This window comes from Pseudoalteromonas xiamenensis (genome assembly GCF_017638925.1).
GTDB lineage: Bacteria > Pseudomonadota > Gammaproteobacteria > Enterobacterales > Alteromonadaceae > Pseudoalteromonas > Pseudoalteromonas xiamenensis.
Map to the genome: position 1 here is coordinate 331,031 of NZ_CP072135.1, position 25,011 is coordinate 356,041.

16 protein-coding genes and 3 pseudogenes are annotated in these 25,011 nt (G+C 43.4%); 9 read left to right on the forward strand and 10 right to left on the reverse strand.

What is annotated here, in order from left to right:
- Positions 1-17: 17 nt before the first annotated feature.
- Both J5O05_RS19255 and J5O05_RS19260 read right to left on the reverse strand, forming a co-directional pair.
- Entirely contained in the window at positions 18-530 is a 513-nt protein-coding gene (locus J5O05_RS19255; protein WP_208845221.1) for an MgtC/SapB family protein, read from the reverse strand.
- Positions 531-738: 208 nt separating this feature from the next.
- A pseudogene (locus tag J5O05_RS19260) lies at positions 739-2,983 on the reverse strand (TonB-dependent receptor).
- A 262-nt stretch (positions 2,984-3,245) separates the two neighbouring features.
- On the opposite strand from J5O05_RS19260, the gene J5O05_RS19265 reads away from it, so the two are divergent.
- From J5O05_RS19265 to J5O05_RS19280, 4 genes and pseudogenes are all read left to right on the forward strand, one after another.
- Positions 3,246-4,250 carry a LacI family DNA-binding transcriptional regulator gene (locus J5O05_RS19265; protein ID WP_208845223.1) on the forward strand — a complete coding sequence of 335 codons (1,005 nt, stop codon included), beginning with the start codon at positions 3,246-3,248 and terminating at the stop codon, positions 4,248-4,250.
- Positions 4,251-4,446: 196 nt separating this feature from the next.
- Positions 4,447-5,685 (forward strand): MFS transporter, encoded by a 1,239-nt coding sequence (locus J5O05_RS19270; RefSeq protein ID WP_208845225.1) that lies wholly within the window; start codon positions 4,447-4,449, stop codon positions 5,683-5,685.
- 2 nt (positions 5,686-5,687) lie between these two features.
- A pseudogene (locus tag J5O05_RS19275) lies at positions 5,688-7,178 on the forward strand (trehalase family glycosidase).
- A gap of 443 nt (positions 7,179-7,621) precedes the next feature.
- Positions 7,622-8,095, forward strand: a complete 474-nt coding sequence (locus tag J5O05_RS19280) for a DUF1203 domain-containing protein (RefSeq protein ID WP_208845227.1) — start codon at positions 7,622-7,624, stop codon at positions 8,093-8,095.
- Positions 8,096-8,154: 59 nt separating this feature from the next.
- On the opposite strand, the gene J5O05_RS19285 is transcribed toward J5O05_RS19280, so the two are convergent.
- The 3 genes from J5O05_RS19285 to J5O05_RS19295 form a co-directional block, all read right to left on the reverse strand.
- On the reverse strand, positions 8,155-9,489 hold the full coding sequence (locus J5O05_RS19285; RefSeq protein WP_208845229.1) for a GGDEF domain-containing protein: 1,335 nt from the start codon (positions 9,487-9,489) through the stop codon (positions 8,155-8,157).
- Complete coding sequence (locus tag J5O05_RS19290) at positions 9,486-10,484, reverse strand: ABC transporter substrate-binding protein (protein WP_244370177.1); 999 nt, start codon at positions 10,482-10,484, stop codon at positions 9,486-9,488. The genes J5O05_RS19285 and J5O05_RS19290 overlap by 4 nt, the downstream gene beginning before the upstream one ends.
- Before the next feature lie 274 nt (positions 10,485-10,758).
- Complete coding sequence (locus J5O05_RS19295) at positions 10,759-12,582, reverse strand: DUF885 domain-containing protein (protein ID WP_208845231.1); 1,824 nt, start codon at positions 12,580-12,582, stop codon at positions 10,759-10,761.
- Between the two features lie 196 nt (positions 12,583-12,778).
- Between J5O05_RS19295 and J5O05_RS19300 the strand changes: the two genes are divergently transcribed.
- From J5O05_RS19300 to J5O05_RS19310, 3 genes are all read left to right on the forward strand, one after another.
- On the forward strand, positions 12,779-13,549 hold the full coding sequence (locus J5O05_RS19300; RefSeq protein WP_208845233.1) for a tetratricopeptide repeat protein: 771 nt from the start codon (positions 12,779-12,781) through the stop codon (positions 13,547-13,549).
- On the forward strand, positions 13,550-15,100 hold the full coding sequence (locus J5O05_RS19305) for an FG-GAP repeat domain-containing protein (protein WP_208845235.1): 1,551 nt from the start codon (positions 13,550-13,552) through the stop codon (positions 15,098-15,100). It begins immediately after the preceding gene.
- A gap of 214 nt (positions 15,101-15,314) precedes the next feature.
- Positions 15,315-15,665 carry a GNAT family N-acetyltransferase gene (locus tag J5O05_RS19310; protein ID WP_244370178.1) on the forward strand — a complete coding sequence of 117 codons (351 nt, stop codon included), beginning with the start codon at positions 15,315-15,317 and terminating at the stop codon, positions 15,663-15,665.
- A gap of 47 nt (positions 15,666-15,712) precedes the next feature.
- Here the strand turns inward: J5O05_RS19310 and J5O05_RS19315 are convergent, their stop codons facing one another.
- The 4 genes and pseudogenes from J5O05_RS19315 to J5O05_RS19330 form a co-directional block, all read right to left on the reverse strand.
- Entirely contained in the window at positions 15,713-17,179 is a 1,467-nt protein-coding gene (locus tag J5O05_RS19315; RefSeq protein ID WP_208845237.1) for an amidase family protein, read from the reverse strand.
- 212 nt (positions 17,180-17,391) lie between these two features.
- Positions 17,392-18,381, reverse strand: a complete 990-nt coding sequence (locus tag J5O05_RS19320; RefSeq protein WP_208845239.1) for a carbohydrate kinase family protein — start codon at positions 18,379-18,381, stop codon at positions 17,392-17,394.
- A gap of 11 nt (positions 18,382-18,392) precedes the next feature.
- Positions 18,393-20,781 (reverse strand): annotated as a pseudogene (locus J5O05_RS19325) (TonB-dependent receptor domain-containing protein).
- Positions 20,782-20,934: 153 nt separating this feature from the next.
- A complete protein-coding gene (locus tag J5O05_RS19330; protein ID WP_208845241.1) occupies positions 20,935-22,155 on the reverse strand; it encodes an MFS transporter in 1,221 nt (406 codons plus the stop codon).
- Positions 22,156-22,348: 193 nt separating this feature from the next.
- Here J5O05_RS19330 and gtfA point away from each other — a divergent pair, with 193 nt between their 5' ends.
- Positions 22,349-23,824: a sucrose phosphorylase gene (gene gtfA, locus J5O05_RS19335; RefSeq protein WP_208845242.1), complete on the forward strand. Its 1,476-nt coding sequence runs from the start codon at positions 22,349-22,351 to the stop codon at positions 23,822-23,824.
- Positions 23,825-23,894: 70 nt separating this feature from the next.
- On the forward strand, positions 23,895-24,311 hold the full coding sequence (locus tag J5O05_RS19340) for a helix-turn-helix domain-containing protein (protein WP_208845244.1): 417 nt from the start codon (positions 23,895-23,897) through the stop codon (positions 24,309-24,311).
- A gap of 44 nt (positions 24,312-24,355) precedes the next feature.
- On the opposite strand, the gene J5O05_RS19345 is transcribed toward J5O05_RS19340, so the two are convergent.
- Complete coding sequence (locus J5O05_RS19345; RefSeq protein WP_208845246.1) at positions 24,356-24,889, reverse strand: cupin domain-containing protein; 534 nt, start codon at positions 24,887-24,889, stop codon at positions 24,356-24,358.
- Positions 24,890-25,011 lie beyond the last annotated feature (122 nt).

Below are 25,011 nucleotides of genomic sequence, written 5' to 3' on the forward strand. Positions count from 1 at the left end.
GAGCTACCAACAACAATTTATTTTAGAAAATGGTCATCCTGTTTACGTTTAGATTTTTTGCTAAGCCAATCATTGTATTTTGCATGAACGCCTCGGGTCAGCGAGGTAAAGGTTTCTTCTAAAAGATCGACACCGTATAAAATACCCACTACAACAATGGATATTTTGATAGCAACCCATTCTCCAGCAACAGGAATACAAATTCCAATCGCGGCGAGCATCCAAATTGCAGCGGCAGAAGTGACACCGACCACGATACCATCGCGTGCAAGCATCACACCTGCACCTAAAAAGCCAATTCCAGTAACGATTTGTCCTATGATCCTCGAAGCATCAACATTTTCGTTGGTAACGGCAGTGGCCATCGCCACAAATACGTAAGTGCCGAGCACAATTAAAGATGAAGTGCGAATACCGACGGGTTTTCCACGTAACTGTCTTTCTAGACCAATGATTGAACCACACAAGATTGCTGCAAAAATACTAGACCAAGAAAGGGGATAAATCGTGAAAAGAGATAATAGGTCCATAGCTGCCACCAAATAAATCGAGCTGCAAGTATATATAGTTGCTAAAGAATAAAAAGCCCAGCAAGAAAAAAATCAGGCTGGGCTTTGAGAGCCAAGGAGATTGTGTCCGGCTCGTGTCGCAATAATCAAAGTTGCTTCAAGGGAACTGCTTTAGTCTCACCGGATGTGGCGATGCTTTGTATTTCCACATCCGATTTACTCAGACTATTTAAAAACTATACGCCACGCTAAATTTAACACTTCTTGGCATGATATAGCGTCCGTTTGGAGCGTCCGCATTACGTGGATCGCCTTCGGTGATACCTTGTTTGTCAGTGAGGTTATCGATGGCGACTTGTAGACGGATACCTTCGGATGGTTCTAAAGTAAAGCCAAGGTCAATTTTTTCATATCCTTCAAGAACCACGGTGTTTTCATTGTCGCCGTAACGGTCATCAACCGCACTCAGTGTGCCGTATACAGTTGCAAACATGCCATCGACCTCGAACTCGTAACTAGGTGTTACACGTAGTTGCCAAGCGGGTTGACGTTGAGCTTCATTGCCTTCATTGGTCGGGCTATCTGTAATTTCAGTTGTTTGCCACGTTGCATTCAAATTAACCGACAATCCTGATTCATGATTGTAGTTGTAGTCGAACTCCACACCCGTCGCTTCGTTTGTTAAAATTTCTGCGGGGTCACCTGGTTTACGTACAAATGTGTCGCCTTTTACTTCATTCGTAAACAAGGTTGCGAAGAAGTCTGAACTGTCACCCATGTATTTGTAACCCACTTCAGCCTGTGTTACTTCTTTGATTAGACTTTCTCCACCTTGGTAGGCGCCGAAGTTATCTCGAAAATCATCAAAGTAAGGCATTTTGTAGCCCTTATTGACTCGCGCAAATAAACCACTGTGTTCATCTAGTTTGTAGTTACCGCCAAATGTCCACGATGTTTTACGAGCATCGTAGTTAACGGCTTTATCAATCGTGCCGTTTAAATCTTCGTCTACTGAGTAATCGACTTCATGTTTTTCACTTCGTAAACCAAGATCAAGCGTAAGTTGGTCCGTCACTACGTAGCTATGTGTCATGTAAAATGCGAGTGTTTTTGCATCGCCTGTCGAGTTAATATCGTAGTTGAAATCACATCCTGCCACATCGCTGTTACACGCAATGCCGTTAAGCATTTCTTTGTTACCGCCAAGCACATGGTATGCTGCATTTCCTAAACTCCACCAATCCTTCGCAGAGGTCGTTGCGGTATACATACCAAACGAGCTGCTCAAATCACCGAATGTTTTTGAAAAGGCCAAATCATTTGTAAATGCCTCGATGTCTTTTAAAACGACCCAACGACCGAATTTTTGTACGTTGGTGTTACCATCGTATTCAAGGCCAGAGACCGAGTCTCGTTACGGGTCCATCAATACCTTCAACCATACTAAGCTTTGATGCCGCTCCCGCAGGCACTAGGCCGTAGGTGTTCGCATTACCTTGGGTGAGGTTGAAGCGATCGACAAACTCCCAGTCGTTTGCTAGCGTCAACTTGATGCTTCCCCCAGTGACATGACCATCCCAACCACGGCCATTGCCCAAGTCAACTTCCATCGCTTCATTACCTGACCCAAAGTAAATCGTTGCTTGACGATTAGCCCCACTCAGTTGGGTATATCCAGTATCGACACCTTCAATGTTTAGAGGTGTAGGAAGGTACCATGCGCCAGTATCGTCTGTTTGACGGGTATAAACGTTAATTTCACCGTTATCGAGTACTTTTGTCAGATTAATTGTAAATTGATTGCCTTTTTCCGATGTAAATCCGGCATCACGGATCCCCGGTGAACGCTTTACATAACCGCCAATCATAAAGTAAAGGTCTTTGCTTAACTCTCCACTCAAGACAGCGTCAACGCGCTGTAATCCGTAGTCCGATGTGGTGTATTTGAAGGTGCCTTCTGTTTCTTCACTACCACGCTTTAGTTGGAAATTTGTAGTGAGGCCTGGTTGGCCATTTGACACAACTGGATTTGGACCACCTCGTAAGCCTTCCATCATGGCGATAGTTTCATCCAGACGGAAAATGGATGAGTTTTCCAAGAAGGATAAGGTCGGGGCAGGGTAAATGGGGGAACCTTGAAGACTGAGTGTTAAAAACGGGGCATCACCACCGCCTGGAAAACCACGAACAAACACGTTTGCGCCCGACTCACCGCCAGAACTTTCGACCCAAACACCAGGGATCGCTTTCAATAGATCGGCTGTGCTTTTTGGTGCAAGTCTGTCTATTTTCACCGCGTCAAGATTAGTCACGGCGAAAGGTGCATCAACTTTGCGGATCCCTCGACCGCCAGGTGTACCTGAGACGACGATAGTTTCAACTTCGTTATTCTTGTTCTCTTCTGCGACAGCAGGGTTGCACAAAGCGACCGTAATTGCTGACGCAAGCAAAGTGTAGGCGTAACGTTTGCTCACTGGATTTCTCCCCTTTTGTTGTCATAGTGTTCTCGCCTGAAATCACCGCCTTGTGGAGGATTTCAAGGGAAGCCATTGCTCATTTTTTGAGGTGTTGCACTTGGCTTAAATTTAAAATAGAACTTTATGCAAACGTTTGCAAACAATTTTTTGCGCATAAAAGCACAAAAATGAAACAATTCGTTTTAATGATTGCCATCTGTCACCAACCCACTAAAATGAAGCTGTTTTATTCCAAGTAGTTAAGGTCAAAAGGAGTGGTATGTCAGGAAATAAAGTAACGTTGGCAAGTCTTGCTAAGTTGGCTGGCGTATCGACCTCTACCGCCTCTCGGGCATTAAATAACAATCCTTTGATCAAACAAGAAACTCGCGAAAAAATTCAAAAACTGGCTAAAGATCATAATTTTAGCTTGAACGCAGCAGCCTCTCGGTTGCGCTTGCAAAAAACCAATGTCATTGCGGTTATCATTAATTTAGAAAAAGAAACCGAGCAGTCGATAGATGATCCTTTTTTGCTCAAAGTGGTGAGTGACATCAATCTTGCCGTTAATAAGCAAGGCTATGAACTGCTTTTGTCTAATTCGTATATGGCTGGAGATGATTGGCATGGTTACTTTATTTCTGGTCGAAGGGCAGACGGCTTGATTGTTGTTGGGCAAGGGAAGCAGCAGCAAAAAATTGAAAGAGCCGCAATACAAGGGACGCCATTGGTAGTTTGGGGGGATCCTAAAACACAAAGCAATTACCCTATTGTTGGTAGTGATAACTTTCTTGGAGGTAAAACCGCCACGGAGCACTTACTCAATAAAGGTGCATCTAAGTTGTTGTTTCTTGGCGAACCTGCGCATGCAGAACTGGGTGAGCGGTATCGTGGTTTTCTTGCTGCCCTCGAAACAGCACACCACGCGAAGGCGGAGCTAGTTCGAATTGATATTACCAGTGACGCCGCATATGGAATTATAAATCAAAAGCTTAGAGAATCAGGTCTAACTTTTGATGGGATCTTTGCCTGTTCAGATATGGTTGCGCTCGGTGCGATGAAAGCGTTAAAAGAAAGGTATGTCAGTGTGCCCAATGATGTGCGTATTGTTGGATTTGACAATATTGCGATGGCCGACATTAGCCATCCTTCACTTTCGACGATTGCACAAAATACCAAAGTAGCGGCAGAACTTTTGGTGCAAAAATTATTGCAGCAATTGGCCGGCGAAAGTCCTCAGTCAGAACAAGTTGATATTACTCTTATCCAGCGACAGTCAAGCTAAGTCATTAAAAATAAACTAGAAATAATAAGGACGAGTGGTTTCACCTTTGTCTTAGCTTTCTCACTATTTTTTATTTAACCATTGAATCCAGATAACGAAATGAAATAGCTGCCGATTTCTAAAATTAAATGCAAACGTTTGCATTGAGTTAAAAGTCTGGCTAGACTGAGTGAAGTAACTGTTCATGAGATAGACAATGAAAAGAATAAGAATCATCTTTGCCATTGCGATGTGTTACTTCCTGTTTGCTATTTTGCTAAACAGCGTAGGGACCGTAATATTGCAATCCATTCAGACTTTTGGCGTAACAAAAACACAAGCCGCAACGCTGGAAGGATTTAAAGACATACCCATTGCTATCGTGTCTTTTCTAGTCGCCTCGTTTATACCAAGGGTTGGTTACAAGTTTGCGCTACTGTGCGCACTTAGTTTAGTTGGCTTGGTTGCGACGTTTATTCCAAATATCGGACATTTTTGGGCAATTAAGTTGATGTTTGCTGCGATTGGCAGTGCGTTTGCAGTGGTCAAAGTCGCGGTATACGCGTTAATTGGCCAGATCACGGATGATAAAAAAGCGCATTCAAGTTTACTGAACACCATCGAAGGGATATTCATGGTTGGAGTGCTTTCAGGTTACTGGATTTTCGCCGCATTTTTCGAAACACAAGGTGAGCAGACTAGTTGGTTAAATGTCTATTATCTGCTTGCTGCGATGATTGGCGTCGTGGCATTAACAGTGTTCACGACCTCAATTGAATCACCCAAATTGCCAAAGAACGTCTCTAATAAAGACGCTTTTTTTAATATGTTGCAACTGACGTTTAAGCCGCTAGTGCTTGTCTTTATTTTAAGTGCATTTTTATATGTGCTTATCGAGCAAGGCGTGGGTTCTTGGTTACCGACATTTAACAATGAAATTCTTCACTTACCAGTCGATGTGAGTGTCCAACTCACGAGTCTATTTGCTGCCAGTTTGGCGCTTGGGCGCTTGTGCGCAGGGCAAATCCTAAAAAAGGTGAGTTGGTATCCTTTTTTAAATTGCGCTTTGTTCGGCATGGCAATCCTCATTTTGCTGACGTTGCCACTGACGCATTCGATTGAACCGCGTGTGATTCATTCAGTATTTGATGCCCCACTAGCTGCGTACTTAATGCCAATGATCGGCTTTTTAATGGCCCCTATTTACCCGCTAATTAATTCGGTCATGTTGAGTAGTCTAGAAAAACATCAACATGCTGCTATGACAGGGCTTATTGTGGTTTTTTCAGCGTTAGGTGGCGCGACGGGTTCAATGTTAACAGGTGTTGTGTTTGAAAAATTTGGTGGTCAACAGGCATTCTATGGTGCACTTATTCCTATAATCGGTATCCTTATTACGCTGTTTTTTTTCAACCGTCAAACCACTCGATATGAACGTTACACAGAGGAAGTTTGAGAATGAAATTTGAACACAGCGAGTTGTTTATAGCGGTTCAACGCTCGAATATCTTTAAAGACTGCAAAACGTTTGCGGATGCAATTCCGAAAGTAAGCTGGCAACACGCCATTGAGGCGTTCGAACACCAAAAACCAACGGATTTACAACAATTTGTTGAAAATCACTTTGGTTTTCCGCAATCGCCTGAACTTGAAGAACTCCCACAATTTAGCACGGTTAAAGACTATATTTCAGAACTTTGGACGCGATTAGAAAGACCTCAACGAACGCAGGGCGAGGGGAGTCTTTTACCTTTACCTCATCCTTACATCGTGCCTGGCGGACGTTTCAATGAAATCTACTATTGGGACAGCTACTTTACGGCGCTAGGATTGATGGATGCGGGAAGGTCTGAGCTTGTGGCGGCAATGCTTGATAACTTCATCGCACTTATCAATACATTTGGGCACGTGCCGAACGGCAATCGCAGCTATTATTTGTCTCGTTCTCAGCCGCCTGTTACCGCGCTCATGGTGCAGCTGTTGTGGCCTGTTTATTCTCAAGATAAAACGTGGCTAGACAAGGTAACGAAGGCGCTTGTCAGTGAGTATCAGTTTTGGATGAATGGCTCTCAAGAAGTGTCTGAATTGAGGCCAGCGGTAAATCGGGTGGTACGAATGCCATCTGGTACGCTATTGAATCGGTATTGGGATGACGAAACAACGCCTCGGCCAGAATCATTTCGTGAGGACATGGAATTGGCAAGTGGACTTCCCGATGAACAAAAGGCGGAATTTTTCCGAGAAGTACGTGCTGCTTGTGAATCTGGATGGGACTTTAGCTCTCGCTGGTTTGACGATGAACACTCGCTTTCGACCATTGCGACGACCAAACGCGTGCCAGTTGATTTAAATGGTTTGCTCTACATGTTAGAGAAGCAAATCAGCCACTGTTTGAACGCTCTGCATCGTCACGCTGAAGCCATACATTTTGATGAATTGGCCATACAGCGAGCGAACGCATTACAAGAGTTTTGCTGGGATGCTGAGCAAAAGTGGTTCATGGATTTTGACTTCAAAAATACGAGGCGTACGCCGGTATTGTCGCTTGCTGCGGTGGTGATGTTATTTACCGAAATTGCGGATGAAACACAGGCGCATGACATGTCTTTGCGAATAGAGCGCGATTTCTTAAAGCAAGGCGGCCTCGTGACCACACTTAATCGTACCCATGAACAGTGGGATAGCCCAAATGGTTGAGCTCCTCTACAGTGGTTTGCAGTGAGTGGTCTTGTTCGATTCGGTAAAGTGCCACTTGCTAGAATCGTGATGCATCGATGGCTTTCGATGATCGAACTGGATTTTAAGCGTCATGGATGTTTGCTCGAAAAATACAATGTATGTGAACTTGGCATACGGGCAAGTGGCGGGGAATATTTAGTTCAGCAAGGTTTCGGTTGGACAAATGGGGTTACGCAGACGTTTCTATCGATTAAGCGAATCGGCATCTGACACGTGGCTGGATAAACTTTAATTCAACGCTCTTGCAATGCGTGTGTGGTCATTGGAACACATGCGCATTGACCCGCATTACCCGTTAGCCTTCCACAAGCGGCTTCAGCTATCAGTATTCATCCGAATTAATACAAACTTAAGTCACAACACCTTTGGGATCTAGATCAAGGTATGTCCATCATTTTTAATTTGTCATTTAAAGTTCATACACCATTCACTTTTTACTGCTAAAACAGCTCCGAATAGTTGGAATTACCCTAAAACTGATACAGGTCAACGAGCTGATAAAAATTAAAGGCATGATTATCGTTGATGGTTTTTCGCCTGTATCAACGAATATGTGATTGTCAGCTAGGCCCATGTCGTTGGAATTATCAAATAATAATAGTGCTCGTCTCACCGTTTAACTCGGTGTAAAAGGACAGGATAAGGATCAAATTATGAGTGTGAACTTTCGTATAAAGTCGCTGCCTTCAGAAGAATTTCTACCATTGATGCAAATGACAGATCGCGAGTTGAGTTTACTGGATGCAAAATGGATTGACGTTGAGGAAGAGCCGGGCTATCCATGTCGTGTCACACTTTCTGATGCGAAAAAAGGCGAACGAGTGCTATTTCTTCCTTATTGGCATCATAACGTGAAGTCGCCTTATAAAGCGATGGGGACAATTTTAGTGCGTGAAGGTGCAGAGTCGACCCATTTTGAGGTAAACCAAATTCCGAGTATGTTGCAAAGTCGCTTACTATCAGTTCGGGCTTACAATACAAAAAATATCATGGTCAACCACTCGGTTACGGAAGGGACTCAGTTGTCAGAAGAAATCCAAAAGCAGCTTGGTCAAACAGATGCATCTTATTTACAACTTCACTTTGCGGGACCTGGATGTTTCTGCTGTACTGTTGAACGAGCATAATTGAGCCGATGTTTAGATTGCTAATGGCGCTGTTTTTATTTGCGCCATTGGTTTTATTTTTACTGAACTTTACGCTTAGGTGATGGGGATAGTGCTTTGCAAAAACAGTGTGTGCCTTCGACCTCTTTTGCTTGATACATCGCTTCATCAGCAAGTTTTATAAGTGTTTCAGGGTCTTGTGCTTCTTTGGGATAGAGACTTATGCCAATGCTCACGTCAACGCGAATTAGCTCATTGCAGTAGTGGATCGGCTGTGACAACGCTTCGACCAACTCTTGGGATTTAGTCAGAACACCACTGTAATCTTTCTCGAGGTTTAAACACACGATAAATTCGTCCCCGCCAAAACGACCGCAAAAGTCGGAACGACGAATGTTGTTTTGCAGTCGTTTAGCGATCTGCACCAGAATTTCATCGCCAGCTTGGTGACCCTTGTTGTCATTGATTTCTTTAAATTTATCGAGGTCAAAAAACAGCACAGCAAGGGAAAGTTCAGCGCGACTCGCGCGAGCAACCGTTTGGTCAAGTTGAGCGTTAAAAGCCCTGCGATTGTAGATCCCTGTGAGGGGGTCTCGTTCAGATAAAAATCGCAATCGCTCTTTTTGTTCTTGAAGCAAAGCCGTTTGCTTTTGCACCTCGCGTTCTAGTTCTTCTTTGGTCACGGTCGACTTTTGGAGAGACGCTTTCATTTGGTTAAAAACATCAATCAATTCAACGAATTCTTCATCACGATTTGGTGAGGACAAACGGCTAACGAGATCGCCCTTCGCAAGCTTCTCAATGCCATCAGAAATGACTGCAAACCCATGTCTAAAACGTTTCAAAATGATCAGTGCGATAAGACTGAGTACCAAGGTGAAGGTCACAAGCAGCAAACTGGTTTTCCATAGACTTCGATTCTGTTCCTGTGCGCTGACACGCACCAGTTGTCGCTGTTCATAAATCAGCGTTTCTGCCATTTCTTCCATTAAAATATTGTATCTGGCGTGAAGTAATAAGCGCGCGTCGACGAACAACTTGGAGCTTTGACTATCAATGACGTCTTTGATGATAAGTGACTGCTCATGGTTTACCAATTGTGCAAGATTTTCATTCAACCGTCTTAGTGTTTTCAGGTTCGAGGTCGACAACGAATACTTTTGTAATAATTGTTCTAAATCGAGTTGTGCGGTTTTAACTCGTTGCAAACTTTTACGATCACCAAACTGCAAGAATGTCCAAAGCTGGCTTCTGAGTAAATCGACTCCTTTGTGGATGTTGGTTATGTTTTCAAACTGCTGTTTTGCACTGGTTTGCTCAAAGCCAATGTTCCATAAAGCAATACTGGTAACGGTGACAAGTAAAGCACAACAGATAAATAATGCGGTCAGCTTTTTTGAAATGGAATTAATCATGGTCCGGCATGCTCCATTTCAGCTAACTGTTTGAGGAATGAGTTATCAATCAAGTTCCTAAATTTTGGTGCAGGCCCCTTTACCAACCCTTCATCTTTTGCCCAGCGTGCTTGTAGTTGGAGTTCTGACAGTAACGAGTTGCTTAGCGATAAACGGAACGCGTAGCTTTCCCACATTTCGGCAAGTTCCATGGATTCAACATTTAATCGTTTAGCAATAAGGATCTTGGCCATGTCCGGATGGTCAGTCATCCAGTTAATGCTCATTTCCAATGCGCTGAGTACGCGCAAATAACCCTTTCTATGTTTTTCGACGGACTCCGTCAGTGTACTTAAATTGAACGATAAACTGTAAATACCTTTAAGGCTTAGATCAGCGACATTTTGGCTGGCTTTCACTTCAAGTTGGTGGCCCCAAGGTTCCCAAACGGAGATAGCATCAACCAGTCCTGACTGTAGTGCATTACCTAGCTGATCCGGTTTTAAGTACACTTTGTGAATACGACTTTTATCTATTGCATGAGAGATACGCATTGAGTCGATGTAAAATTCACTCGCGCTGGCTTTGACGACTCCGACTTTTTTATCGGCGAGTTGGGCAACTGAAGCTATGTCATTCTTTTTCAATGTTAGGAGACGCAAATCACTGTCAGTCCTCACAAAGGTCGTGAGCACCGAAAACACGGGCGATTTAAAACCTTGAAACATAACAACCGAATCGGAGAATGTTGCTAAGTCCGCTCGTTGGTTAAAGAGCATTTCGGCGCAGGCCACACCCCCTTGACAAGGAAGCAGTTTTACATTGACGTTTTGTTGTGTAAAAAAGCCGAGTTCTTCCGCTATAAAAAAGGGTGATGAGAGAGGGGTTAATGAAACGGCCACAGAAATGCCCGGCACAGGATCTGAAGGATTGTACCCCGAGGTTTCAATTTGTTCACGACCAAAAGCTTGGTTTAAGAACAATGCCAATAATACGAACATGCGCATATACAACATCAAGCCAATCATCCTGAAAATTTATCCATTACGTCTCCTTTACTATAGCGCTTATTTTCGAAACAGAAAGGTAGATTGGGCGAGTAGCGGAACGGGCTTATGGTCGTTAGGTGACTAAAAGGTGTCGTTGTAGGGCTTCGATGGAATTACGCGGAGTAACACATTGAATCTCGGTTGAGCGTTGGCAATGATGGTGGGAAAGAAAAGTAGGAAACCACCTTGGGAGAGCGACATGTGAAGCAACATACACAAGGTGGTCATTTAACTAAGAGATTTAACTTTGTTGTTTTTCAGCAATATAGTCGTTAACTAACTCTTCAAGTACCGCCAAAGGCACTGCACCATTTTTTAGTACGACATCGTGGAAGTCTCTTAAATCAAATTTCTCTCCTAGCGCCATTTTCGCCTTTTCGCGGAGACTTAAGATTTTCATCATGCCCACTTTGTACGAGGTAGCCTGACCTGGCATCACGATGTAACGTTCAATTTCCGCTGTCACGTCAGAAAGTGCCATACCAGTATTGTTCGCCATATAATCAATGGCTTCTTCCCTTGTCCAGCGCTTAGCATGAATTCCGGTATCAACAACCAAGCGCACTGCTCTAAATAGCTCCGCTTGTAAACGGCCTAAATTATCAAGCGAGTTACTTTGGTAACCCATTTCCCAAGCGAGTCGTTCGGCGTAAAGCGCCCAACCTTCAATATACGCTGTAAAAGGTGAAATGCGTCGGATTAAAGGCATGCCTTCTAGTTCCATTGCCACCGCAATTTGAAAATGGTGGCCCGGAATACCTTCATGATAAGCAAGGGTTCGCATGCTGTACTTAGGTGTAGCCTTAATATCATAAAGATTAGCGTAAAAACGACCAGGTCTTGATCCATCTATTGCTGGTGGCTCGTAGTATGCACCAGGCGCCGTTTTCTCTTTAAACTCAGGGATACGGACAACTTCCATACCGGCTTTCGGCCGAATGCGAAATGCCTCATCCATGCCTTTGTTGATTTCGTCTAAAATTGCCTGATAATCCGCTAGAATTTGCGCTCGACCTACTTTGCTGTCTTCATAGTAGTTATTCGGATCTGCAACAAGTTGGTCCATTGCAGCCTTGAATCCCAATGAGGTGTCATAGCCTTGCGAAGATAAAATTTCTAACATTTGATTTTGAATTCGGTCGACTTCTGACAAACCCATTTGATGGATTTCATCTGCCGTCAAATCCGTTGTCGTGAAGAATCTAAGCGCGTTGGCGTAAACCTTGTCACCATTCGGAAGATGCCAAAAACCATCGTCCGTACCAGCCTTCTCTTCAAGTGTTGTGAAATAGCTAATTAACGATTGGTACGCCCGTGTGACATCATCTTCAATGCGCGTTTGAGCTTCAGATAACAGCCGTTCCTTCTCGCTTGGATCAAGGCCATCTATTTTTGAAAGCTTTTCTTCAAATGAACTGTATAGAATGTTTTCTTTTGTCGGCTGTGAAATGAAGTTATTCATTTCTTCCAATACTCGCACAATCACAAACCTTGGCGGAATAATGCCTTTTTCTTCACGTATTTTGAGGCCTTCTAACACTTGCGCGAATTTTTCGTCGACAAGACTTAAACGAGATATATAGTTTTCAGCGTCTTGCTTGTCAGTAATTTGATGTTGACCTTGCATGAAACTAGGGTAACCGTTTTGTACACCAAATAACTGATTGACCGGGTAATCATGGTATTGGTATGGCTCTGTATCGTTTAGATAATTCAGAAGATAAAGCGTAATACGTTTTGATAAGCGTTCATCTTTGGAAAGTTCTACGTCATCATACTGATCAATCGCGGCTTTTAATTTCTTCGCTTTTTGAAAAAGTGCATGACCATTTTCCACGCTCGCATCATCAAGCAGTGCATTGTGACCTTTAATGCCAATAGATTCCAAAAATCCCAGAGATGTAAGCGTCTCGGGGCTTTCAAACGCAATTTTAATCGTCTCTCTATTTAGTAGGTTGTTAAAATAAAAAGGCTTTTTTGCATACCACTCGTGGGCCGCGAAACTCCCACCTAATACGACAGCAGCACCGACTGTGCCACCTATCCATTTAACTACACGATTCATTTTTTTATTCTCTTCTTTCCGTTGTCAAATATTTAACAAATCTAACGTGAAGAACATATCAAGCCTATTCGCATTTTGTAAGTAAAAATTACATTTTTAAAAATGCAATATAAAACAATGAATTAAGTAAATTTAAGGGATTTGAGCCAGCCATGTTAATTCGGTAAGCTTTAACAAAAGGCAGTGTGGATTTGAAATGAACGTGTTATTTGTAGCCCATGATTGGCTAACGGAAGGTATGTCAAAATACAAACGAGGGATTGGCGTTATCTGCGTCCTCGTTTTCATTGGATGGATAGTTCAAAAACAATCTGATGCCAGAAAACAGGAGTTAGATGTCATCGACTCACCTATGGTACACGATGTGTACATAGTGGATGCAGGTAAACTGACACCGGATGTTAACTACCAGCAACAGTTCAAAATCTATCAGGTCACCGAGGTTAAGGATGACAGGGTCACGTTCAAAGTCGGTCGCTATAGCTACAACAAATATCGAGACATTAAGCGCGGGATACAATTAAACCAATTGATGATAGATGGCTATTTTTCAGCGATGCCTGAGACATGGACCACGAAGGAACTACTAGCCAACTTTGACTCAGGTGCGCTATACGAGGCACATCGGCCTGTCGATATTTTTGTCATGGGCGGAATAGTTCGGCAACGACCGAGGCTCGCATTGAGTTATCACACTGACAAACCAAATCAAAATAACCAACGCGCCATTCGTTTTTATCAAACAGGGGAGCTGGAACAGGCTCGGCTTGAATTTGAAGAGGCTGCGAACGAAGGTGACAGCTGGGGGCAATTTAATTTAGCCGAGATGCTAAGGGACAGTTCCGGTGGCAAGCAAGATGTTGAGCGGGCGCTTTATTGGTTTAACAAGGCAAGGCAACAAGGATTAGAGCGAGCGAACACAGCCTATGAAAATTTATGCGCAGCCACAGTAGGTTGCTCAAACTAAATGATGTTGAACTTATTCAATCACTTGTGGTTCTTAAAACACATTAACCGCACATGGAGCAAAAAAGTGTCTATCGCACGTATTTTGACTTTGTTAACCAGTGGCTTTGTCGCAAACAGCGTTTTTGCAGCCGAGTCGCCATTTTTCAAAGAGCTAGAACTCTCACTACCTTACGCCGTCAGTCAACCGCCGTTACTCGCCGATGTTGCGCCTAATCCTGGCAAGGAATTGATTATTGTGGGCAGCGGACTAAGCAACGCACATCAAGTAAGTGTTGTGGGGATCGTGGAGGGAAAACTTGCTGTACTGGACTCATTCGCGATTGGTAAAGAGTATTTCGCCATTGATACGTTGGATTCAAGTACGGAAAAAACAAAAAGTTTGTTCTTTTTGAGCCGTGAGCACGTAGCCTCCTATGAGTTTCCCGCAGACAAAAAGCCGAATCGCTTGCATCTGTATCAAGAGGTCGATTCATTTTACCGAGTACAAAAAAGTAATTTTCTAAGTCGAATTGATTTCATTGATGACTTGAATGAGGATGGTATTGCAGATATTACTTTGCCTAATCTCGACTATTTGACTGTTTGGTTAAGTAAGAAGGATGCTGAGCTTAAACGCCATCGCCTAAACATTCCGAGTATGGTCTCAATTGTTCGTCGCGACTTAGAGGTACAACAAGCATCTACGTCGAAGGTCAACGGGGAACAACCTTTTATTTTTTACACAGAACAAGGCCACGTTAACCAATTTACAATCGAAAAAAATCACATTCGGGAGCACCGAATTAAAGTGAATGAAACCATTTATGGCGTAAATTGGTGGGATTTATTGGACGACTCTGGAAATTCACAAGACCAGAGTAATTTAAGTCATCGTGTTGTGGAAAAAATCACAGATGTTAATGGTGATGACATTCCGGATATGGTCGTCCGGTTTACTCGAAGCAGAGGTGCACTCGACAGACAAAATGACTATGAGTTTTACTACGGTAAACTAGATGACAGCGTACTGTCATTTTCAGACAAGCCTGATACGACGATTGCTTCAGAAGGAACATTAACAGGACTAATCTTGGAAGACATTGACGGCGATAAGAAAAAAGAAGTCATTGTATCGAGTTTTGAGATAGGCGTTTCACAGATAGTGTCTGCGCTTCTGTCTGGTAGTATTGATCAAGATGTGCTGGTTTATCGCCTAAACAAAAATCAAGGCTTTGATAAAAAACCAAACAGCAGTTATGAAACACAGATGCATTTTAGTTTGAGCAAAGGTCGAGCTGGAGAGCCTCTCGTTGCAGTCGCTGACATTAATGGTGATGGCTACAAAGATCTTTTGCTTACCGCAAATAACGAAGAGATCCGTATTCGATTTGGCATGAAAGATGGTAAATTCAGTCGCAGTGAACGTGTTAAAACGACCGTGCCTCAGGCGGGTGGCAATATCCAAGCACAAGATATGAATGGCGATGGTAAACTCGATGTGACCATGGTGTACGACCGATTAGACGAGCCGACGTTGAAAAACATGATTAAGGTTTTAGTTGCGAAGTAGTCATGCTGTTTTTACATAGTCTGAACTTAAAACTTTTCGAAGACAAAGGAACGTATTATTTTGATCCCAACTCTTGAGACGACTCGGTTCTATTTACGGCCGCCGAGTCTGGATTGTTTTGATGCATATCGACAATTTTATACCGACGCAATAGCCTCAAAAATGTATGGCGGACCGATTAGTGAAGAACTTGTTTGGGCAAGACTAAAAGCGGATGTGGACTTCTTGGACGTTATTAGGGTTTGGTGTTTGGGTTATTCAGTGTAAAGACACACAAGCGATAGTCGGTACCTGTGGTTTTTGGCAAGGTTATGGCTGGCCAAGGGAGCTCACGTGGTGGATTTTACCTGAATTTAGGGGGCAGGGGATTGCGACCGAGGCTTCGTTGTGCGCGATTGACCATGCATATAATCAATGGCATTGGGAGCGAGTTGAAACGTATATGAATGACAACAACAACGCAGCTCGAGCATTAGTTGAAAAACTTGGTGGCGAGATAATACACCGAGCGAGGTTTAGCGACGGACTAGAGCGTAATGTTTACCATCTTCCTAACACAAGATAAACGGAAACCCATTTAGACGCTGTATCTGAGCGATAGTACACAACACGTTAAATAGCTGGAGGTACTCGAGCTGGGACGAGTTTTTCAAACTGTGCGGCAACAGCGAGTACTTTTGCATCGTCGCCAGGCAATCCGAAGAAAGTCAGGCCAGACGGAATGCCTTCTATCATCTGAAGGGGGACCGTAACCGCAGGACCCCCGATCATAGCTGCTAACCATGTACTGCTGCCCGTAAACGAATCACCGTTCACTTCATCAATTTTCCATGGTTTCCCTGTGGTGGGTGCCATGAAAACATCAATCTTGTACTTTTCTTGTAATTTCTTAAGTTGTTGAAGCGCAAACTCTTGCACAATAATTTGTGAAAGAGAATATTTATCTTTGTCTGTAAAGGCATTGGCGGATTCTAGCAAATCTTGTTTAGTGTCACCGTGGGCCTTATTAAACAAAATGAGTTGTTCTAGGTTTTTCACAGGAAGGTGAGACTGTTTAGACAAATAGTCATTAATGTCTCGTTGAAATTCAAACATCAACACTTCCATTTCTGCATTCATCAACACATCGCGCTGTTCAAACGGAAGGTGGTTATAGATTTTTGTGCCGCGTATGGCGAATTTGTCCAACGTTTCAACCAACGCACTCATATGCTCTGAGTAGAAGCTTTGCATTGAATTGAGCAGACCGAGAGAGAGCCATTTATAGTCCACATTTGAAGTGAGTGAAACGGAAATGTCGTCGGTAATTGCACTGTATACCAACGTGGCATCCTCAACGGTGCGAGCCATAGGACCAGCCGTATCTTGAGACTTCGCCAGTGGCACGATACCGCGTTTAGAAATTTTATAATTGGTCGGTTTTATACCAACAATGCCAGTCATGGAAGCAGGGCAAAGAATAGACCCATCTGTTTCAGTGCCGATGGCAATAAGGGTTAAATCTGCAGCCACGGCAACCGCACTACCAGAGCTAGAGCCACAAGGTGTGTATTGAAGATTATATGGATTGCGGGTTTGACCACCAATTGCACTAAAGCCACTGCTGCTTTGCATGGACTTAAAATTCGCCCATTCCGATAGGTTGGTTTTACCAAGAATAATCGCCCCTTCTTTTCTTAGTTTGGCGATGATAGACGCATCCGCTTTGGCGATGTTTTGAGAAAGGGCTTTTGCTCCAACGGTTGTAGGAAGACCGGCAACGTCGATGTTGTCTTTGACCAGTATAGGCACACCAAACAGCATACCTGTGGCATTTCCTTTATTAAAAATAAGGTCTTTTTGCTTAGCAATGGCAATGGCGTTAGGGTCTATCGCGACGACGCTGTTAAGCTTAGGATCGAGCGCTTTTATTCGATTAAGGTAATACTGTACTACTTGCTCATAGGTAACAGCTTGAGTCGAACGTAGAGACTGAAGTTTAGAGATAGTGAGTTCATGTAAATCAGATTCTTTTGCGCTGGAAGTAAAAGAAAAGCACAAAATACAAGCAATTAAAAACTTCAACCACACTCTCAACATTCAGTCGTTCCAATTGTATTACTTACCACTACATTGTAGCGAAACAAGCGGGAAGTTGCAGCCTTTAGAGGACATTTAACGATTAAGTTCCTAAAACGCGAATAAATTTTTCACACCAATTAGGGTAGAGTAGAGTGAACTCTGTAAATTGTGCATATTCAGAGTCCCAATAAAAATGGCACTCATCCAGAGTGCCAATACGTACCTATTCCTTAAAGGGTCGAAGCATTTGCTTCGAAGGGAGTGATATGATGTTCCATCACTTTTAAGTCAGGCATAGAGGGGCAAGCGCCTTTATTTAGGCAAGTATGCGCACCACATTGGATGGCAAAACGGGTCGCCTCTTTAACGAATCGTTTATCTTCAATAACGAGGCCAAGCGCTTTTTCCACGCTGGTGGACACAAGACTTAAATAAAACAGAAAACCGGCAACAAATGCGTCGCCCGCACCGGTCGTATCAACAGCTTGGATGTTCGGCACGGGTAATTCGCGATAAAAACTGCGCATGTGCACTTGCAACGGCTTTTCTGCGTTGCTAATTAAAATTATCTTTACGGGAAAAGAGGCGAAAATCCATTCAATGTAATGGTCTTCGGAAATACATTTTTGCTCAGCAAGAAATGCCAGCTCTTCGTGACTGAATTTCAAAATATCCACGAAATGGTAACAATGCTCAACGCGTTCAGGCAAAATGCTCAGTTCTTGCCATAAGTTTTGACGCAAATTGACGTCAAAACTTATGATCTGATTGTTTTGTCTCGCGGTGATAAGAACCGCTAACGTGGTGTACGCGCTGTGAATTTCTGAAAGTGTGTTTGAACAAAAGTGGAATAAGCCTTCTTTTGGCCAACTCACCTTTTTTAATTCAGCGAGTGGAAATCGCAAATCCGCGGTATTGGTTCGGTAAAAGCTGAATCGACGCTCACCAGCTTCATCAAGTGCGACCATGGCTAGCGCCGTTTGACTACCTTCGATTTTAACCAAATGCTCATCATTGACTTGATAAGTTGCAATGGTTTTACGAAGCATGTCGCCAAATGCGTCATCGCCGAGTCCACCGATAAAACGGCTTAGCCCACCAAGTTTGCGATAGCCAACCGCGACATTGGCAGGCGCACCGCCCGCAATGGGGCTAAACGTGCCATTTTCGCTAGGTAACATGTCAATCAAGAGTTCGCCAAAACAAGTGAGTGTCGTCATCACTTTACCCTCTAAAATACGTACTTTAATGTAAGCGAGGTGGTACGTCCGTTAATTGTCCTCGCTCGGATGATGTCGTTGCTTGGAATACTTCCTTCTTCCGCTTCTGTAATCCCAATCGTGTTGAATAAGTTGTTTACGTTTAGCGATAAATTTAACGAAGTTGACAGGTCGTAACTAACAAATCCATTTACTTGCGTGTATCCATCAAACTTCAGCTCATTGTTATCCTGAGCGTATGCGCCTGAGGTACCAATTAAGGTAAGTCCAGCTGCACCACTGTCATAGTTGTAACGAGCCATCAGTGAATAAATAAAATCGGCTTGACGTCGAGGTGTATTGCCAACGACTTCAGGTGTGAGCGCATCCTTCGAAATTTCGGCATCTGTCCACGTCATGTTGCCGCGTATATCGAAAGAACCGACGAAGTATTGCGCCTCGAGTTCTATTCCTTTTGCGTCGTATTGGCGGTCGAAGAATTTTTGTGTTGTCGCTTCAAAGTTTTGCTCTTCCGTTTTCGCGAAAAATGCCGTCGCAAATAGGCGCAAATTGTCCAAGCGTTGTTTGAAACCCAGTTCAGTTTGCGTTACTTCATCAATCGCATCTTCTTTTGCAACACTGCCATCAGCGCGTACTTTGCCAAATAAAAGACGATCAGCGTTTGCTCTGGCACCTTTGCTGTAGCGGACAAAAATGGCTTGGTCGGGATTAATTTGATAGTTTCCGCCGACCGAGTAGCTCGTGTATGACCAATCGTAGTTCACTGGACTTACGTTTGCGGTTTCAATTCCCGCGACGGCTTCTTCTGGTTTAGAAATAACACCATCATTATTGATATCAACACTGCCAATGGTTGCGCCCGCATAATAGCCTTTGGCTTCACCACTGTCGTGGCGCACACTCGCATCGACTGTTATGTTGTCGAACTTTGTGGAAACAGCAAAGTAAGGCGCTTTTGTATCATAGTCCGTGTTGTAATTTCGCTGACAACAGTTACCCCAATATGGTGTACCGTAGGCGTATAAGCCATTATCAGAATAAGCGGTGCCGTCTGCCGCATACACGTCAATGAGTGCTGCTTTATCCCCTTTAACCTCTAGAAGATAGGAGTTCCACAACCATGACATATCTATGGATTGATTTGAAAGGAAGTAACCAAATGTGAAGCTTGTATCACCAATTGTTTTAGTGAGTTTAAGGTCGTTCATCAGTGAGCCAAAATCATTCATTTTGACGTCAAAGGTGTGAACTCGCATTAGTAAATCGCTGTTAAATGTTGTACCAGCACTTGGTCCATTAGCATAAACCAACGTCGCTCCGTTGCCTGCAATACTTTGTGCTATTGATTCAGAGCTTGCTACTTCCGCAGGAAAGGGTGACATAAACGTGCCGCTAACGTTTGATTTCCTCAAGCGGTTTTCGACCGTCCAGTCATTGCCAAGGTCAAAGCGACTTTCAAAGCCAATACTGTCTACGACCGGATGCATACCATCTCGCATGTCCCCTTGGCGAATTTCATTATTTTGACCTAAACCGGCAGTTTGCAGGAAGAAAGCGGAGTGGGGTGTGTCTTTTTGTGAGTCAAATCCTGGTAATGACGAACCGTCTGAATGCATTGGCATGGGTAAATAGCCCGTACTTTTGTCGTCCAAATGCTTGATGTAAACACGGACATAGCCTTTATCGAATTCTTTGGTTAGGTTAGCCTTGATTTGGCCGCCACGGTTCGACGTGTAGCCAGTATCACGGGGACCTTCGCCTTGTCGAATGAAACCGCCCAAATGAAAACGAACAGAATCTGACAGGTAGCCACCATATTCAAAGTCGGTTCTTGTTTCGTCATAATCAAGGCCTGCACGAAATGCAACGCTGCCTGATTCGCTCTCACCTGTTTTAGAAATAAAGTTGATAATGCCACCAGGAGCGTCGCTTGCAACAGTCGATGCAGAGCCTCCCACGGATGCTTTCAATGCTTTGTACTGTGTTATCTAGGCGCATAAAAATATCGGCATTACCGAATGCGATGTCGCCGAATTGCAAAACAGGTAACCCGTCTTCTTGCAATTGCAAGAACTTTGCACCACCTGAGGCAACAGGTAGGCCCCTAACGGCAATATTCGCGTTTCCTTCGCCACCTGTTGATTCTGAACGCACTCCAGGGATTAAACGAAATGCTTCAGCCGTGCTACGCGGCGTAGCGATGTTGACTTGCTCAATAGAAACACTACTGACCGAGACACTGGATTCCATCACCGTTGTGCGCTTGGGCACACCGGTTACAATAATTTTTTCAAATTCATCTTGAGTTTTGTTTGTGGCTTGCTCTTGCGCTTGGCCATTGAAACTCATTGCGAGTGTGAGCGCGCTTAGCGCAAACACAGTAGGTTTTATTGTTGTCATGTAATGTGCCTCGTCTTTGTTATACCTGAGATACTTGCTGCGTTTCTCAATTCAACTTAATCGATTAAGTAAGTTAGCAAAACTTCATCGCTTTGCAATATTATTTTCATGAATTTTACAAACTATTTTATAACCACTTGAGTTGTATAAAAATTAACCTTGCTGTTCATTGGCGATTTCCAGCTTAGATTTGGACGGATCCTTAACCCAGTTGATTAACATCAGCACGAACAGGGCAAAAGCGAAGCCTGTGGCAAGATAAAAACCAAACTTTACATGCCCAAATGCATCACTGACGACACCCATTAAAAGCGGGGTCAATGCGGCAGAAACCGCGGTAAAAAAGAGAATAACGCCAGCAATGGAACCATGTTGATGTTTGGGGAAACAGGAAATGCCTTTTGAATTTAACGTTGGGTAAATCATCGACATGAACAATCCACATAAAGGGAGTGCGATGACCGCAGCGTTGACGCCTAAAAACAAAGTCGCTAGGTAACAAACAAAAATACCCAAGGACAAACACAAAAGAACACTTTGCCAGCTCCACTGATTTAGGAGCCAAACGGCCATGAAACGGCCCACAGCTCTTAGCACAAAAAATAGGGTTAACGCATAGGTTGCAAGCCAGACCAAATCCCCTTTGTAGTCTAAAAGTAAGGTTGGCATCCAAACATAAATGGCAACTTCCGTCGCGACATATAGTCCAATCGCGCTCGAAAATAATAAAGCCATTGGGTCATTCATTGCCTCAAAGGTTTTGGATAAATTAGGCGCACTTTGCGGGTGTGAGCGAAGTACAGGAAACTGCACTGAAGTCGTGTAAACAATCAATAAAAAGCATAAAGCGCCAGCCAAAATGTATAAATAGGTCCAACTAATGCCTTGTGCAAGCATATAACTAACCGCTGCAGGACCAATGATGGCGCCTACAGCGAAATAGCCTTCAACTTGATTCATTGTCTTCGTATGTTCGTGACTTGATGTGGAAATATCACCTAGCAAAGCAAGTGCGCCTGTTTTGAATAAACCAATGGCGAGTCCAATTAAACCAAGTAGGCAAACAAAGACAATGAAACTGTCGCCTAGAGCGAAACAAAAGCACGCTGTTGAAAATAAGCTCAAGCCAAGCAGAATGGTGATTTTTCTACCCAATTTGTCGGCGAGAAAACCGAGAAACAATCCGCTAAATGCAATCAGGATCATCGGTGTATAATGAAAAGCGCTGGCTTCCGTCATAGTAAGTTGATAGTTATCTATCAAGCTGGGAATGATCACGCCAACGGCATCGGATGTCATAGCGAACATCAAAAACATCATGTATGTCAGCCAACGTATTGTTTGAACGGAATGTAATGGTTGTTCCTGCTGCATTGCGACCTCTATTCAGGTTGTGACGTTGGCGTAATAAGCGACATGTCTATGCATTTACTTAGACTTTAGCACTTAATTTCAATAGCCTAACGCGATACAAAATTTATTTTTATAAATAGCTTGAATAATCTGACTGACTGATTAAATATATAACTTAATCGATTAAGTCTAGTTTAACTGTGAGCGAATCAGCATGAAAAATCAAGTCCAGCTTATCACCTACGTAGATAGATTATCCGGCGGAGGTTTTAACACTTTGGAATCCTTAGTGAAAAATGAGCTTCAAGGGTTATTCTCTGGTGCGCACGTACTGCCGTTCTTCTACCCCATTGATGGCAGCGATGCTGGATTCGACCCAATTGATCACAGTGAAGTGGATGCTAGATTAGGCGCTTGGCATGACGTTAAGTCTTTCGCAAAGGAAGTTGAGGTCATGGCGGACCTGATTGTGAATCACATGTCAGCTCAGTCTCCAGAATTTCTAGATGTATTAGCCAAAGGTGAAAAATCCCCATATTGGGATTTATTTTTAAAAGAAAGTGACGTGTTCCCCGAGGGTATTACATCGCAGCAAGCTGAATTGATTTATCGCCCAAGGCCAGGCAGTTGTTTTTCAAATAAAACATTAGCGGACGGCACGGTCGTGAAATTTTGGACTACGTTCACAGACAATCAAATTGACATTAATGTGAATAGTCCTGCGGGCAAGGCGTATCTTGAAAAAGTATTGGCACTTTTTGCCGACAATGGCGTAAAAATTATCCGATTAGACGCCGCGGGATACGCCATAAAAAAGGCTAATACAAGTTGCTTTATGCTTGACGAAACCTTTGAGTTTATTAATGCGTTGTCAAAACGAGCGAATGAATTGGGTATGGAAACAGTTGCTGAAATACACAGTCACTTTCAAACTCAAATTGACATAGCAAGTCGAGTTGACCGCGTGTACGATTTTGCTTTACCTCCTTTGATTTTGCATACGTTGTTTACCAAAAATGTCACTGCTTTATTTCATTGGTTGGACATCGCACCGAGAAATTGCCTAACCGTGTTAGACACTCACGATGGAATAGGGATTATTGATGCAGGTCCAATGGGGGTTAAACCCGGTCTATTGAATGCGGATGAAATTGATAATCTAGTCGAGACAATCCATAAAAACAGCGAAGGACAAAGCCGTAAAGCGACTGGCGCGGCGGCAAGCAATGTCGATTTGTATCAGGTAAATTGCAGTTATTTCGATGCCTTGGCTCAGAATGAGTGGGATTATTTACTCGCCCGTGCAATTCAGTTTTTCGCGCCCGGAGTTCCTCAGGTTTATTATGGAGGGTTATTGGCGCTTGAAAATGATATGAGTTTACTCGGTAAAACGAATGTGGGTCGAGATATCAACCGTCCATATTTAACTCGAGAAAGTGTTCTGCAACACCTCGATAAGCATGTTGTAAGTGGTCTGATGGCGTTAATAAAACTGCGTAATTTGCACCCTGCGTTTAACGGTGAATTTTGCCTTGTTGGGGACGAATGCGTGGGTCAACTAAAATGGATAGGCACGCAATCAACATTGATATTGCAATTCGACTTACATCGAAAAATCGCACAAGTTTTTGAAGAGACAGATCAAACACGCTTGCTATTAGATTTAAACTCGATGCTGACCGGCGAGTAGAGCAGTGGTTGCTCAAATTGAGGCAATCCGATAACGTACTATTCGAAAAGGATATTACTTGGAGCTGAGTTTGAGCGTTATTGATATTTCAAAGTTGTCGAAACAGTCAGGCATACCCGCGTCGACGCTGCGCTATTATGAAGAGAAAGGTCTAATTAGGTCCGTTGGCCGAGCTGGATTAAAGCGCACATACACGCCAATGGTTTTCGAACGATTGAATTTTATCTCCTTAGGCCAACAGGCTGGATTTTCGTTAGATGAAATTCAATCGATGATACTCAAAAATGGAGAGTATGAAGTTGACAAAGCAATGCTTTTACAAAAAGCAGATGATATTGCGTCCCACATTAAGCATTTAACGGCAATTCAACGGTGCTTAGAACATGCGGCAAACTGCAACGCGCCCAGTCATGCCGAATGTCCAAAGTTTCAACAGTTACTCAAATTGGCCAATAAGGGGCGTCGAAGCCTCAAGCGAAATGTATGATGCACCTCATTTATGTAGCCGCAAGTTTAAGGCCCGTCGTTGATTCAGCGCTCAATCGACGTATCATCCGTGGTGAAACGGATCAAACGTCCTTCAGTTAGCTCTTTCTTAAAGTCACAGCTCGTTAAACGCAGTAAAATCAAGTTATCTGACGTACATCGCGTGTCGTGAATGTCACCGGGAAGAAACACGCGACAGTCACCCGTTTTCAACGTGTCAGTCCCGCGAGAGACTAAATAGCTTTCACCGGATGAACTCGTAACCTGTTTGTAGGTTTTCATTTCCATTTCACCAACCAACACGGTGTAGAAGACCCAGCCCGACCCATGATTATGCGGTGGGCGGTACGTGTTTTTAGCCTCTGAATGAGCAAGCAGTATAAATCCCTGCTTTTGGTCGTGATATAGCTCTTGAACAGTGAACTGCTGCGTTTTTAATTGGCGAACCCAAGACATCTCTCCACCGTTTGATGCAGTGGACATCAACAAACCACGGACGTCGTCAATAGTTTGTGTATTTAAACCTGTCCAACATTGACACAGCGCGTTGACAAAATTTGAGAAGGTATAAGTGATCATTGTAAATCTCCTTTGGTGTATCGAAACTAAGAAACGTTTAAAACAATCTACTACTTCAAGTCGACTTTAAGTCAACCATAGATATTTACGACGACGTAGATTGTTGGAGGCAGTTTCAAGGC

Coding starts and splice junctions, on each gene's coding strand:
- gtfA (WP_208845242.1), top strand. CDS start 22,349: ATGAAAAATCAAGTCCAGCTTATCACCTACGTAGATAGATTATCCGGC.
- J5O05_RS19280 (WP_208845227.1), top strand. CDS start 7,622: ATGAGTGTGAACTTTCGTATAAAGTCGCTGCCTTCAGAAGAATTTCTA.
- J5O05_RS19265 (WP_208845223.1), top strand. CDS start 3,246: ATGTCAGGAAATAAAGTAACGTTGGCAAGTCTTGCTAAGTTGGCTGGC.
- J5O05_RS19295 (WP_208845231.1), bottom strand. CDS start 12,582: ATGAATCGTGTAGTTAAATGGATAGGTGGCACAGTCGGTGCTGCTGTC.
- J5O05_RS19300 (WP_208845233.1), top strand. CDS start 12,779: ATGAACGTGTTATTTGTAGCCCATGATTGGCTAACGGAAGGTATGTCA.
- J5O05_RS19315 (WP_208845237.1), bottom strand. CDS start 17,179: ATGTTGAGAGTGTGGTTGAAGTTTTTAATTGCTTGTATTTTGTGCTTT.
- J5O05_RS19255 (WP_208845221.1), bottom strand. CDS start 530: ATGGACCTATTATCTCTTTTCACGATTTATCCCCTTTCTTGGTCTAGT.
- J5O05_RS19270 (WP_208845225.1), top strand. CDS start 4,447: ATGAAAAGAATAAGAATCATCTTTGCCATTGCGATGTGTTACTTCCTG.
- J5O05_RS19310 (WP_244370178.1), top strand. CDS start 15,315: ATGTGGACTTCTTGGACGTTATTAGGGTTTGGTGTTTGGGTTATTCAG.
- J5O05_RS19345 (WP_208845246.1), bottom strand. CDS start 24,889: ATGATCACTTATACCTTCTCAAATTTTGTCAACGCGCTGTGTCAATGT.
- J5O05_RS19305 (WP_208845235.1), top strand. CDS start 13,550: ATGATGTTGAACTTATTCAATCACTTGTGGTTCTTAAAACACATTAAC.
- J5O05_RS19320 (WP_208845239.1), bottom strand. CDS start 18,381: ATGACGACACTCACTTGTTTTGGCGAACTCTTGATTGACATGTTACCT.
- J5O05_RS19285 (WP_208845229.1), bottom strand. CDS start 9,489: ATGATTAATTCCATTTCAAAAAAGCTGACCGCATTATTTATCTGTTGT.
- J5O05_RS19290 (WP_244370177.1), bottom strand. CDS start 10,484: ATGTTGTATATGCGCATGTTCGTATTATTGGCATTGTTCTTAAACCAA.
- J5O05_RS19330 (WP_208845241.1), bottom strand. CDS start 22,155: ATGCAGCAGGAACAACCATTACATTCCGTTCAAACAATACGTTGGCTG.